Genomic DNA, 12,332 nt, shown 5'->3' on the forward strand with positions numbered 1-12,332 from the left:
CGCGCTCCACGCGCCTCCGGAGGCGGTCGCCGCGGCGCTCGGCCGCGTCCAGCTCGGCGCGCAGCCGCCGGGCCTCGGCCTCCGCCGCGTCCAGCTCCCGCCGGGCCTCGTCGGCCTCGGCCTCCCGCGTCTCCAGGACCCGCTCCGCCTTGGCGGCGCGCTCCTCGGCCTCGTCCGCCAGCCGGGCGCGCTCGGCCCGCCGCCGCCCCTTCTCCGCCTGGCGGGCCGTCCGCTCGGCTCCAGCGTCCCTCTCCGGGGGCTCGTCCGCCTCCTGGGGCTCGACCTCCACGGGGCGCTCGTCGGCGTCCCGTGGTTCGGTGCGGGTTTTCCGCCGCGCGGCGGACGGGTTCCGGTGCGGGGTCGTCCTCGGCTCCGCCGGACGCTTCCGGGCGGGCCGGGGGACCGTTTCCTCGGTGGCCGGGGCGGGCGCGAACCCGGCGGGGACGAACCCGGTGTGGCTCAGCGGATGGGCCAGCGCACCCGCGCGGACCTGCTCCGCCGCGTCCGGATCGACGGTCGCGGCGAGCAGGGTGTCCTCGACCTCCCGCCCGGCCGGGTCGCGCAGCGGCCTGCCGGCGTCCGCGGCCAGGCGGCGCGCGGCCCGCACCAGCAGGTCGACCAGCTCGCCGCGGCGCTGCTCCAGCCCGCTGATCGGACGGCCCTGCGACCACGCCGCGCGCAGGTCGGACCCGGTGTCCAGGAGCATCTCCAGCTCCGGGGCCGCCTCCCGGGACAGCAGGTTCACCGCCCACGCCGACACGGTCGGACGACGCAGCGCGCCGACCCGCTTGGCCAGCACGGCGTCGCCGTCCCGCTTGGCCTGCTTGGCCAGTTCCTGGCGCGCGGCGGTGAACTCCTCGGGAGCCACCCCGTAGAGCCGCCGCGCGGCGCTGGTGAGGTCCACTCCTGGTCGATACCCCGTCTCCGGGGCCACGCGTCACTCCCGCCCGCGCTGGACGGCGGCGCTCGCGTCAGCGGACTCGGTTGAGCGGGCGCGGCTCGGCGGGCGCGGGTCAGCGGGTGTCGAGGAAGCGGTCCAGGACGCGGGTGCCGAACTCCAGGGCGGCGACCGGGACGCGCTCGTCCACGCCGTGGAACATGGCCTGGTAGTCCAGGTCGGGCGGCAGCAGCAGCGGCGCGAAGCCGAAGCTGCGGATGCCCAGGCGGGCGAACGACTTGCCGTCCGTCCCGCCCGCCATGACGTACGGGACCGGCCGGGCCGCCTCGTCCTCCGCGCGCAGGGCGTCGGCCAGGGCGGTGAAGGTCGGCCCGGACGGGTCGCCGGGCAGCGCCTCCTCGTGGTTGACGAACTCGCGGGTCACCCGGGGGCCGAGCAGCCGGTCCACGGTGGCGAGGAACTCCTCGCCGAGCCCGGGCAGGTAGCGGCCGTCCACCTGCGCGGACGCCGAGCCGGGGATCACGTTGACCTTGTAGCCCGCGTCCAGCCGCGTCGGGTTGGCCGAGTTCCGGACCGTCCCGGCGAACAGCTTGCCGATCTGGCCGAGCCGTTCGGCCTCCTCCTCCGGCCGGTCCTGGTCGACCGGCTCGCCCAGGATGTCGCCCAGCTCGGTGACCAGCGCCCGGACGGCCGGCGTCAGCCGGACGGGCCAGCGGTAGGACGCGAGCCGGGAGACCGCGTGGCACAGCTCGGCGACGGCGTTGTCCGGGGCGGGCTTGGAGCCGTGCCCGGCGGTGCCGTGCGCGGTGAGCCGCATCCACGCCGTGGACCGCTCGCCGACCGCGACCGGGTAGACGCGGGCGCCTCCGGGGGCGGTGACGCTGAACCCGCCGGACTCGCTGACCGCCTCGGTGACGCCCTCGAACCATCCGGCGTGCTCGGTCACCACGTACCGGGAGCCGAACTCGCCGGTGCACTCCTCGTCGGCGAGGAACGCCAGCACCAGGTCGCCGCGCGTCCGGCGGCCCTCGCGGAGCCGCTGCCGGACGACCGCCAGCGTCATGGCGAGCGAGCCCTTCATGTCCACCGCGCCCCGGCCCCACACGCAACCGTCCTCGACCGCGCCGGAGAACGGGGGGACGGTCCAGTCGGACGCCTCGGCCGGCACCACGTCGAGGTGGCCGTGGACCAGGAACGGGGGGTGCGAAGGGTCGGTCCCGGCGATCCGGACGAGGGTGCTGGCGCGGCCCGGCGCGGACTCGACCACGACCGGATCGGCGCCCGCGTCCGACAGCAGCCCGGCGACGTACTCGGCGGCGGCGCGCTCACCCTCGGAGTCGCCCTCGCCCCGGTTGGTGGTGTCGAGCCGGATCAGCTCGGAGCAGATGCCGCCCACCTCGGCGGACGCGGCGGCGGGCCGGCGCCCCGGTGACGTGGTGGGGGCTGCTGCGGATCCTGGCACGGGGGATTCCTTCCGGTGAAGTGATCTCGAATAGGTGACGAATCTCGCATGACGGGGATCTGAAGATCGTTTCAGCGCTAAGAAGGCTTCCGCAACGCGACGCGCGAGGGAGGGCACTATGACGGGCCTGGGACGAACGGCGGCGCTCGCGGCGGTGCTGCTCGCCGTGACGACGGGCGCCGCGGCCTGCGGCGGAGGCGGCAAGTCGGGCGACGGGACCTTCACCATGGGGCACACCGAACCCGACCACCTGACGCCGGGGAACACCACCAGCAGCTACTCCTTCGACGTCATCACGAACCTGTTCGACAACATCGAGGGACTCACCAAGGACGGCAAGCCGTACCCGCTGGCCGCCCAGTCGGTCGACACCACCGACCAGAAGACCTGGACGGTCAAGCTCCAGCCGGGGCGCAAGTTCCACAACGGCGAGCCGGTGACCGCTTCCAGCTTCGCCGACGCCTGGAACTGGGCGGCCTACGGTCCGAACGGCACGCAGGCCAACGAGTACTTCCAGCACATCCAGGGCTACGCGGACCTGAACCCGGCCGACACCAAGGCCAAGCCGAAGACCGACAAGCTGTCCGGTCTCCAGGTCGTGGACGACACCACGCTCAAGATCACGCTGGACGCGCCGTTCAGCCAGTTCCCGTTCCTGCTGACCTACCCGGCGTACGCGCCGTTGCCGAAGGCCGCCTTCAAGGACATGAAGGCGTTCGACGACCATCCGATCGGCAACGGCCCGTACGAGATGGACGGCAACTGGCAGCACAACGTCCAGATCAAGGCGAAGGCGTTCGCGGACTACCAGGGCCCGCGCAAGCCGCACAACAAGGGCATCACCTGGAAGAGCTACGCCAGCGCCGACACCGCCTACACCGACCTGCGCGCGGGGCGCATCGACGTCCTGCAGACGATCCCGGCGGCGAAGGTCCCCGAGGCGAAGCGGCTGCTCGGCGACCGGTTCATCGCGCACAAGAAGAGCACGATCGACTACCTGGCGTTCCCGCTCTTCGACTCCCGCTTCGCCAACCCCAAGCTGCGCCAGGCCATCTCCATGGCGATCGACCGGCAGGGCATCAACAAGGCCGTCTACAACGGCGACTACATCGTGGCCGACTCGGTCCTGCCGCCCGCGATCCAGGGGCACCGCGACAACGCCTGCGGTGAGATGTGCACCTTCAACCCGACCAAGGCCAAGCAGCTGTTCCAGGAGGCCGGCGGGTTCAAGGGGACGCTGGAGCTGTACTTCTCCAACGCGCAGCCGACGTACTACCAGTGGATGCAGATCGTCGCGAACTCGCTGAAGCAGAACCTCGGCATCACCGACGTGCAGTTCCGGCAGATCCCGGCGTCCGACTACTTCGGGATGCTGCGCAAGCGCCAGGAGAAGGGCCCCTACCGGCAGAACTGGGAGGCCGACTACCCGAGCCCCCAGAACTACCTGGAGAACATGTACGGGCCGGGCAACCGGATGGGCTGGAACAACGCCGAGTTCAACTCGCTCATCGCCAAGGCCAACGGCGCCGCCAACCAGGACGAGGCCCTCAAGGACTACAACGCGGCCGAGGACGTCGCGCTCCGCGAGATGCCGCAGATCCCGCTGTGGACCTGGGCGGGCCAGGCCGGCCGGTCCAGCAGGGTCGACAACGTGACGGTCACGCCCTACGCGCTCGGCCTGCTGGTGGACGAAGTCACGGTGAAGAAGTAGATGTGGCGGTACGCCCTGCGGCGGCTGCTCCAGGCGGTACCGGTCTTCGTCGGCACGACCCTGCTGATCTACCTGCTGGTGTTCGCCCTGCCGGGCGACCCCATCCAGGCGATGGCCGGGGACAAGCCGATCCCCGACACCGTCCTGCACACGCTGCGTGAACGCTACAACCTGAACGACCCGCTGCTCGAGCAGTACGGCAAGTACATGTGGCGGCTGCTCGCGCACGGCGACCTGGGCGAGAACTACGACGGCCAGAAGGTCGGCGAGATGCTGACCGGGCGCTGGCAGGTGACCGCGAAGCTCGCGGTCACCGCCTGGGCCTTCGAGCTGGTCGTCGGGATCGCGCTCGGCGTGTGGGCGGGACTGCGCCGCGGCAGGCTCGCCGACACGCTCGTGCTCGGCGGGACGACGCTGCTCATCGCCGTCCCGGTGTTCGTCGTCGGGTACACCGCGCAGATCCTGTTCGGGGTGCACTGGAGGATCTTTCCGTCGGCGGGCGCCGACGACGGCTGGCCCTACAGCTACCTGCTGCCCGGCATGGTGCTCGGCTCGTTCGGCCTGTCCTACGTCGCGCGCCTCACCCGGACGAGCCTGGCCGAGAACCTGCGCGCCGACTACGTCCGGACGGCCCGCGCCAAGGGGCTCAGCCGCACCCGCGTGGTCGTCCGGCACGGCCTGCGCAACTCGCTGATCCCCGTCGTGACCTACCTCGGCGTCGACTTCGGGTCGCTGATGGGCGGCGCGATCGTCACCGAGGGGATCTTCAACCTGCCCGGCGTCGGCCAGCAGGTGTTCCAGTCCATCCAGCTCAAGGAGGGGCCCGTCGTCGTCGGCGCGGTCACCCTGCTCGTGCTCATCTTCATCCTGGTGAACCTCGCCGTGGACCTGCTCTACGGCCTGCTCGACCCGAGGATCCGCTATGACTGACGTGCAGTCCGGGGAGACCGGCGCGGCCGTCGCCGAGGCGGGCGGGCTGGTCGAGGGCCGCGCCGCGTCGCTGTGGCGGGACGCCTGGTACGACCTGCGCCGCCGCCCGCTGTTCTGGGCCGCGACGGCGGTGCTCGCGCTGGTCGCGCTCATGGCGGCCGTCCCGCGGCTGTTCACGAGCCGCGGCGTGAACCAGGACTGCGACCCGAACCTGGCGAAGGCCGGGCCGTCCGGGGCGCACTGGTTCGGCACCGACCTGGCCGGCTGCGACTACTACGCGCACGTCGTGCACGGCGCCCGGCCGACCCTGCTCATCGGGCTGGTCGTGACGCTGTTCGCGCTGCTCATCGCCCTGGTGTTCGGCCTGCTGTCCGGCTACTACGGCGGCCTGGTGGACGCGGTGATCGCGCGGCTGACCGACGTGTTCTTCGGGCTGCCGTTCGTGCTCGGCGCGACCGTCGTGCTGGTCGCCTTCCCCGGGCACGGCGTCGGCGCGATGACGCTGGTGCTGGTCCTGCTCGGCTGGACGACCATGGTCCGGATCATGCGCGGGCAGGTGATCGCCGTCCGGGACGCCGACTACGTGCGCGCGGCCCGGCTGCTCGGCGCGTCCGACCTGCGGATCATGGCCCGGCACGTGCTGCCGAACGCGATCGCGCCGGTGATCGTGGTCGCGACCCTGAACGTCGGGAACGTCATCGCCGGCGAGGCGACGCTCGACTTCCTCGGCGTCGGGCTCCAGTACCCGAAGGTGTCCTGGGGGCTCCAGCTCAACCTGGCGCAGTCCTACGTCGTGGACCACCCGCACCTGCTGGTCTTCCCGGCGCTGTTCCTGTCCGCCACGGTGCTGTCGTTCCTGATGCTCGGCGACGCGGTGCGCGACGCCCTGGACCCGAAACTGCGGTGACAATGACTTCGAGTGCGCCGGAGGGCGGCGGCACGCCCCTGCTGGAGGTGAGCGACCTGCGGGTCGCGTTCACCGTGCGCGGTCGGGAGGTGCGCGCGGTCAACGGCCTGAGCTACACGCTGGCGGCGGGGGAGACCCTGGCGGTCCTCGGCGAGTCCGGGTCGGGCAAGAGCGTCGCGGCGCAGGCTGTGATGGGCATCCTCGACACCCCGCCCGCCCGGATCACCGGCGGGTCGGTGAAACTGGACGGCGCCGAACTGCTCGGCCTGCCCGACCGCGAGCGCCGCCGGATCCGCGGCGACCGCATCGCCATGGTGTTCCAGGACGCGCTGACCGCGCTCAACCCGGTGATCCCGGTGGGCGCGCAGCTCGCCGAGATGTACCGGGCGCACCGCGGCACCGGCCGCAAGGAGGCCCGCGCGAAGGCCGTCGAGCTGCTGGAGCGGGTGGCGATCCCGTCCGCGGCGACCCGGCTCGGCGACTACCCGCACCAGTTCTCCGGCGGCCAGCGGCAGCGCGTGATGATCGCCATGGCGCTGGCCCTCGAACCGGACGTGCTGATCGCCGACGAACCGACGACCGCCCTGGACGTGACCGTCCAGGCGCAGATCATGCGGCTGCTCGCGCGGCTGCGCGACGAGCTCGGCATGGGCCTGGTCCTGATCACCCACGACCTGGGCGTCGTGGCGGGCATCGCCGACCGGACCGTCGTCATGTACGCCGGGACGGTCGCCGAGCGCGCGTCGGCCCGCGAGCTGTACGCGCGTCCCGCGCATCCGTACACCGTCGGGCTGCTCGCCTCGGTGCCGCGGCTCGACCAGGACTCCGGGCGGCTCGAGCCGGTGCGCGGCGCGCCCCCGGACCCGGCGGCCCTGCCGTCCGGATGCCCGTTCCGGCCGCGCTGCCCGCGCGCCGAGGCGGTGTGCGCCGAGCAGGAGCCGCCGCTCGTCGCCGTGGCGCCCGGGCACGAGGCGGCCTGTCACTTCGCGGCCGAGGTCTACGCCGGCGAGGCGGAGGTGGAAAGTGGCGGATGAGCCGATCCTGCGGGTGGACGGGCTGGTCAAGCACTACCCGATCACCCGGGGCGTGGTCGTCAGGCGGGCCGTGGGGACGGTCAAGGCCGTGGACGGCGTGGACCTGGAGCTGCGCCGCGGCGAGACGCTCGGCGTGGTGGGGGAGTCAGGCTGCGGCAAGTCGACCCTCGCCCGGCTGCTGCTCGCCGACGAGAAGCCCACGGCCGGGACGGTCCGGTTCGACGGCCGGGAGATCTTCGGCCTGCCCCGGCGCGAGCTGCGCGCGCTGCGCCGCCGCGTCCAGATGGTGCTGCAGGACCCCTACTCCTCGCTCGACCCGCGCATGACGGTCGGCGACATCGTCGCCGAGCCGTTCGCGATCCACCCGGACGTCGCGCCGAAGGGCGAGCGGCGGACGCGCGTGCGCGAGCTGCTGGAGCTGGTCGGCCTCGACCCGAGCCACGCCGACCGGTACCCGCACCAGTTCTCCGGCGGGCAGCGGCAGCGCGTCGGGATCGCCCGCGCGCTCGCGCTGCGCCCGGAGGTGGTGGTCTGCGACGAGCCGGTCTCGGCGCTGGACGTGTCGGTGCGCGCGCAGGTGATGAACCTGCTCGCCGACCTGCAGCGCGAGCTCGGCCTGTCGTACGTGTTCATCGCGCACGACCTGGCCGCCGTCCGGTACGTGTCGGACCGGGTCGCCGTGATGTACCTGGGCCGGATCGTCGAGACGGGCACCGCGGCCGAGATCTACCGGAACCCGACCCACCCGTACACGCAGGCGCTGCTGTCGGCCGTCCCGGTGCCCGACCCGGAGGCGCCGCCCGCGACGATCGAGCTGGAGGGCGAGCCGCCGTCGCCGATCGACCCGCCGTCGGGGTGCCGGTTCCGGACCCGCTGCTGGAAGGCCGCCGACGTGTGCGCCGAGAAGGTCCCCGAGCTGGTGGTCCGGGACGGCTCGGCGCACCCGAGCGCCTGCCACTTCGCCGCCGCCCCGGCCACTCCGGCCGTCCCGGAGTCGTCGGGAACGCCCTAGACGCCGGGGAGGCCCCGCGACGCCGGGGAGGCCCCGGACCGGCTGCCGGGCGATGGTGCGGCTGGTCCGGGCGGCCTTGCGCCTGTCTGCGGCGCTGTGCGCCTCTCAGCGGCGCTTTGGGCTGGTCGGAGGCGCTCGCGCTGCCGGGGACGCCCTAGGCTGAGGCGCATGGCGCGCAAGGGCAGCAGGAGCGGGGACGGCCCCCGCGCGGACCGCTACGAGATCGACGGCGGCGAGGCCGAGCTGCTGCGCGACGCCGACCGCGACGGCGGCTGGGTGCTGCTGGTCGGCGGGGTCCCGCAGTCGTACGTGGACCTGGCCGACCCCACCCACCTCGACTTCGAGTACATGCGGCTGATGGGCGACGTGGTGGACTGCCTCGGCGCGCCCGGCGAGCCGTTCGACGCGGTGCACATCGGCGGCGCGGGCTGCACCCTGCCCCGCTACGTCGCCGCGACCCGGCCGGGGTCCCGGCAGGTGGTCCTGGAGCCGGACGGCCGGCTGGTGCAGCTCGTCCGGGAGCAGCTGCCGGTCAAGAACGTGCCCGGTTTGAAGATCCGCGTCACCGACGGGCGGTCCGGGCTCGCCGCGGTCCCCGACGGCGCCGACGACCTGGTGGTCCTGGACGCGTTCAGCGAGGCGTCCATCCCGCTGGAGCTGACCACGGTCGAGTTCACCCGCGAGGCCGCCCGGGTGCTGAGGCCCGGCGGGACCTACCTGATGAACGTCGCCGACGGGTTCCGGCTGCCCTTCGCGCGCCGCGTCGCCGCCACCGTCCGGGAGGTGTTCCCGCACGCGCTGCTGCTCGGCGACCCCGGCGTGCTGCGCGGACGCCGGTTCGGCAACCTGATCCTCGTGGCGTCCCGGACGCCGCTGCCGGTCGGCGAGCTGTCCCGGCGCGCGGCGGGCGGGATCTTCCGCGCGCGGCTGCTGGAGGGCGAGGACCTGGGCGCCTTCGCGGCCGGCGCGGCGGTGCTGCGCGACGGCGAGGACGTCGCCGCGCCCGTCCCGCCGCCGCAGGTGTTCGGCAAGTCCTGACGCCGGGCCGCGGGCGCGGGTCCCGGCGGCACCCGGTGCGCGAGCGGGGGAGGGGGTTCGCAGGTCGGGACGGTCCGGGCGGACCGTGCCGGAAATGACCGGGTGGCCATTATCGGAGAATGGCCGTTCGGACGATTTTCAGGAAACTCCAAGGTCATATCGCCGCGCCGGGAACCGCCAATGTTCCATAATCGTGCGATGGAGTCGTCCACCCGCATTCTTCTGCTCGGCCTGGATTCCGCGGGCAGCGTGATCCAGTCCGACCGGAACGCCGAGGCGCTGCTCGCGGGCCGCCCCGGCGGGCTGCGCGGCGCGTCCCTGGAGGACGTCGTGCCCGGCGGAGCGGCGCCGCTCGCCGAGGCGCTGCGGTCCGGCCGCGAGCGCACGGTCATGCTGCCGGTCGGCTCGGCCGCCGAGCGGGAGTCGGGCGTGGCGCGCGAGGCCGTGGTGACCGTCCACCCGATGAGCCCGGTCGCCCCCGGGGCGTCCGCATGCCCGGCCGCGCTCGCGGTGATCCGGATGCCGGCGCCGCTTACCGACCGGTTCGTGGACCCGGCCGTCACCCGGCGCGCGCTGCTGGAGGACGGCCTGCCGCGCGTCGGCGCGACCCTCGACCTGGACCTGCTCGCGCGCGGGCTGATGGACGTGCTCGTCCCGCACTTCTGCAACTCCGGCGCGCTGCTGCTGGTGGAGAGCCTGGTGGACGCCGAGGAGCCGCCCGCGTCCGGCACCCCGCCGCTGCGCCGCATGGCGCTCGCCTCCGACGACGGCGACTCGGCCTGGCACGCGGCCTTCCCGATCGGCGAGGTGCTGGTCTACCCGGCCGGAACGCCGCACGAGCGGTGCGTGCTGACCGGCGAGCCCGTCCTGACGGTCTTCGGCGGCGAGGACGCGGCCCAGCTCGCCGAGAAGTGGGGCCGCCCGCCGGTCGCCGACCTGCTCAAGGGCACCTCGATGCTGCTGCTCCCGGTGCGCCTGGACGACTCGGACCGGCCCGGCGCGGCCGGTTTCTTCGTCTGCACCCGCGACACCGCGCACCGGCCGTTCGACGCCTACGACATCGAGATCGGGATGGAGTTCGCCGCGCGCGCCGCCCGGTCGGTCGACGGCGCCCGCCGGTACGGGCGGGAGCGGGCCACGGCGCTCACCCTGCAGCGCAGCCTGCTGCCGACCGGGCTGTCCGCGCCGTCCTCGGTCCAGGTGCACCACCGCTACCTGCCGGGATCGCGGCTGGTGGAGGTCGGCGGCGACTGGTACGAGTCGATCGCGCTGCCCGGCGGACGCGTCGCGCTCGTCGTCGGCGACGTCGCCGGGCACGGCGTGCGCGCCGCGGTGACGATGGGGCGGCTGCGCACCGCCATCCACACCCTGGCCGGGCTCGACCTGCCGCCCGCCGAGGCGCTGGAGCGGCTCGACCTGCTGATGTCCACCCTCGGCGAGCGCGAACCGCACTTCGCCACGTGCGCGTACGTGGTGTACGACGCGGTCAGCGGACGCTGCGAGGTGGCGAGCGCCGGGCACCTGCCGCCGCTGCTGGCCGCGCCCGGAGCGCCCGCGACCTACCTGGACGTGCCACCGTCGCCGCCGCTCGGCGTCGGCGACGGCCCGGTCGCCAGCCGCGAGTTCGCCGTCGAGGACGGCACGCTGCTGTTCCTCTACACCGACGGCCTGGTGGAGAACCGGGGCCGCGACATCGACGACGGGCTCGCCCGGCTGCGCCGCGTCTTCGACCGCCGCGCCGAGGCGGCCGGGCGGGAGGACGGGCCGGCGTACGTCCGCGCCCACGGCGGGGGCGGCGCGTCCCTCCAGGACCTCTGCGACGGCGCGCTCGGCGGCGTCTACGACGACCGGCACCGCGACGACATCGCGATGCTCGTGGCGCGGCTGCGCCGCATCCCGGAGTCCCACCACGTGAGCTGGGAGCTGCCCGCCGAGGCCGCGGCGGTGCGCCGCGCCCGCGGCCTGGTCCGCGACCGGCTGGCCCGCTGGGAGCTGCCGGAGCTGGCCGACTCGACCGCCCTGCTGGCGTCCGAGCTGGTCACCAACGCGATCCGGCACGCGGGCGGGCGCGTCACGCTGCGGCTGGTCCGCGAGGGCGGCCTGCTGTGCGAGGTGCAGGACTCCTCCGACGGCCGTCCGCGGGTGCGCGGGACGTTCGAGTCGGACGACGCCGTGCTCACCGAGACCGGGCGCGGCCTGCACGTCGTGGGACGGCTCGCGCGCCGCTGGGGCGTCCGCCGCACCGCCACCGGCAAGGCCGTGTGGTGCGAGCAGGCGCTTCCCTGACGTCCGACGCCCCGGCGGCGGGGTTCCGGCCGCCAGGCGCGGGCTGCGGCGCGGGTCAGCGCAGGACCGAGATGTGCACGTGGTCGTAGTGGTTGGCGGTGATGCCGCCGCGGTCGGCCATCGGCCGCCAGCCCTCCGACGCGCGCCTGATGTTCCAGATGTGCTGCTTCCAGATCACGTAGGAGATGCCGAGGCGGGAGGCGTTCGCGACGGCGTAGGCGGCGACCTGGTCGCCGTGCCGCTGCGCGGACGCGCTCGGCATGGCCCCGCCGCCGCTCTCCATGAAGTCGCAGGCGCGGCCGTCGGCGTGGTCCTGGGCGTCCGCGCCGCCGCGGTAGCAGCCGATCGTGGGGAACGGGCCGAACATGCGGTCGATCTCCAGCACGGCGTCCCGCATCGTCGGCGTGACGGTGTTGCCGGTGATCAGGGACCGGGCGGTGGACGCGCCGTCGGGCCGTCCGGACACCTGCGGCTGCGACTTGGGCGCGCTGTCCCGGACGGGCTTGGCCGGGGCGTTCAGCACCGCGACCTTGGTGCCCTTCGGCAGGATCCGCTTGAGCTGCTTCTCCAGCTTGTCCGGGTCGAGCTCGGGCGCGCTGAGCACCAGCGCGTTCCCGTCGGGCATGCCCAGCGCGCGGGCCTGGCCGCGCGACACGACCGCGTCCACGTCGTCGATGCCGAGCGCGGCGTACGCCGAGACCCGCAGCCGTCCGGGGTGCGAGGCGCTGCCCGCCGGGACGACCTGCCCGAGCGGCACCGAGCCGTCCTGGGAGAGGGAGAACGAGACGGCCAGTCCGCCGGTCGCGACCGTCTGCCACAGCTGGTCGGACGCGCCGCTCTGCTTCGGCACGTAGGCCCGGAAGTCGGACGGGTCCACGCCGAGCAGGCCGACCTGGCGCCCGGCGACCTGGGCGCGCGCGGCGTCCACGACGGTCGCGCCGGCGACGCCCTTGAGGCGGCGGACCTTCGCCACCGCGTCGGGCGGCAGGGTGCCGGGGCCGGCGACGAGCAGGTGCGGCGTCAGGGTGCGGGTGAGCGGCGCGATCGCGGGCGG

Annotated in this window: 10 protein-coding genes; 7 read left to right on the forward strand and 3 right to left on the reverse strand. The window is 74.1% G+C overall.

The window, feature by feature from the left end; translation table 11 throughout:
- Together DZF91_RS34605 and DZF91_RS34610 are read right to left on the reverse strand one after the other, a co-directional pair.
- Window positions 1-934 (reverse strand): hypothetical protein (locus DZF91_RS34605; protein ID WP_147341525.1); only part of this gene is annotated, 934 nt, incomplete at its 3' end.
- A 79-nt stretch (window positions 935-1,013) separates the two neighbouring features.
- Window positions 1,014-2,360 (reverse strand): M20/M25/M40 family metallo-hydrolase, encoded by a 1,347-nt coding sequence (locus tag DZF91_RS34610; RefSeq protein ID WP_268915998.1) that lies wholly within the window; start codon window positions 2,358-2,360, stop codon window positions 1,014-1,016.
- A gap of 118 nt (window positions 2,361-2,478) precedes the next feature.
- Here DZF91_RS34610 and DZF91_RS34615 point away from each other — a divergent pair, with 118 nt between their 5' ends.
- From DZF91_RS34615 to DZF91_RS34645, 7 genes are all read left to right on the forward strand, one after another.
- Complete coding sequence (locus DZF91_RS34615) at window positions 2,479-4,071, forward strand: peptide ABC transporter substrate-binding protein (RefSeq protein WP_117361259.1); 1,593 nt, start codon at window positions 2,479-2,481, stop codon at window positions 4,069-4,071.
- Entirely contained in the window at window positions 4,072-5,001 is a 930-nt protein-coding gene (locus DZF91_RS34620) for an ABC transporter permease (RefSeq protein WP_117361260.1), read from the forward strand.
- Window positions 4,994-5,908: an ABC transporter permease gene (locus tag DZF91_RS34625; protein ID WP_117361261.1), complete on the forward strand. Its 915-nt coding sequence runs from the start codon at window positions 4,994-4,996 to the stop codon at window positions 5,906-5,908. Before DZF91_RS34620 ends, DZF91_RS34625 begins: the two co-directional genes overlap by 8 nt.
- 2 nt (window positions 5,909-5,910) lie before the next feature.
- Window positions 5,911-6,942 (forward strand): ABC transporter ATP-binding protein, encoded by a 1,032-nt coding sequence (locus tag DZF91_RS34630; RefSeq protein ID WP_117361262.1) that lies wholly within the window; start codon window positions 5,911-5,913, stop codon window positions 6,940-6,942.
- Entirely contained in the window at window positions 6,932-7,954 is a 1,023-nt protein-coding gene (locus DZF91_RS34635; protein WP_117361263.1) for an ABC transporter ATP-binding protein, read from the forward strand. Before DZF91_RS34630 ends, DZF91_RS34635 begins: the two co-directional genes overlap by 11 nt.
- A gap of 168 nt (window positions 7,955-8,122) precedes the next feature.
- A complete protein-coding gene (locus DZF91_RS34640) occupies window positions 8,123-8,992 on the forward strand; it encodes a spermidine synthase (RefSeq protein WP_117361264.1) in 870 nt (289 codons plus the stop codon).
- A gap of 198 nt (window positions 8,993-9,190) precedes the next feature.
- Entirely contained in the window at window positions 9,191-11,278 is a 2,088-nt protein-coding gene (locus DZF91_RS34645) for an ATP-binding SpoIIE family protein phosphatase (RefSeq protein ID WP_117361265.1), read from the forward strand.
- A gap of 55 nt (window positions 11,279-11,333) precedes the next feature.
- On the opposite strand, the gene DZF91_RS41425 is transcribed toward DZF91_RS34645, so the two are convergent.
- On the reverse strand, window positions 11,334-12,332 hold a 999-nt coding region (locus DZF91_RS41425), incomplete at its 5' end, for a hypothetical protein (RefSeq protein ID WP_199487097.1).

The sequence above is a fragment of the Actinomadura logoneensis genome, from assembly GCF_003428695.1.
GTDB lineage: Bacteria > Actinomycetota > Actinomycetes > Streptosporangiales > Streptosporangiaceae > Spirillospora > Spirillospora logoneensis.

Coding starts and splice junctions, on each gene's coding strand:
- DZF91_RS34615 (WP_117361259.1), top strand. CDS start 2,479: ATGACGGGCCTGGGACGAACGGCGGCGCTCGCGGCGGTGCTGCTCGCC.
- DZF91_RS34620 (WP_117361260.1), top strand. CDS start 4,072: ATGTGGCGGTACGCCCTGCGGCGGCTGCTCCAGGCGGTACCGGTCTTC.
- DZF91_RS34625 (WP_117361261.1), top strand. CDS start 4,994: ATGACTGACGTGCAGTCCGGGGAGACCGGCGCGGCCGTCGCCGAGGCG.
- DZF91_RS34630 (WP_117361262.1), top strand. CDS start 5,911: ATGACTTCGAGTGCGCCGGAGGGCGGCGGCACGCCCCTGCTGGAGGTG.
- DZF91_RS34640 (WP_117361264.1), top strand. CDS start 8,123: ATGGCGCGCAAGGGCAGCAGGAGCGGGGACGGCCCCCGCGCGGACCGC.
- DZF91_RS34645 (WP_117361265.1), top strand. CDS start 9,191: ATGGAGTCGTCCACCCGCATTCTTCTGCTCGGCCTGGATTCCGCGGGC.